This is a genomic window from Vibrio sp. 10N.222.52.B7 (genome assembly GCF_041474275.1).
Classification (GTDB): Bacteria; Pseudomonadota; Gammaproteobacteria; order Enterobacterales; family Vibrionaceae; genus Vibrio; species Vibrio crassostreae_C.
On record NZ_JBFRTU010000246.1, the window covers coordinates 1 to 242 of the forward strand.

A 242-nucleotide genomic window follows, 5' to 3' on the forward strand; every position below is an offset into this window, starting at 1 on the left:
GGTGTGATGATTATCGGCCCCCTCACTGACACTGTCGGTTAAAGGCGTCACATCAGGGTTGTCGTTAACCGCAGCTAAGTTGGTGGTTGCGCCAGTGTGGGTGATACCACTGTGTGCATCCTTAACGTCATAGCTGAAGTGTACATCGCCGTTATAGTCTTTCTCTGGGGTAAACGTAAACGTACCATCGGCATTGTTTAGAATAGAGCCATGGTCGACATGGAGGTTTTCAATGGTTAGTT

The 242-nt window shown here is 48.3% G+C and carries 1 protein-coding gene; it reads right to left on the reverse strand.

Annotated elements, in window-relative coordinates:
* The coding region (locus tag AB4512_RS22650; RefSeq protein ID WP_372175787.1) for a cadherin-like domain-containing protein at positions 1-242 on the reverse strand (242 nt) is incomplete at both ends.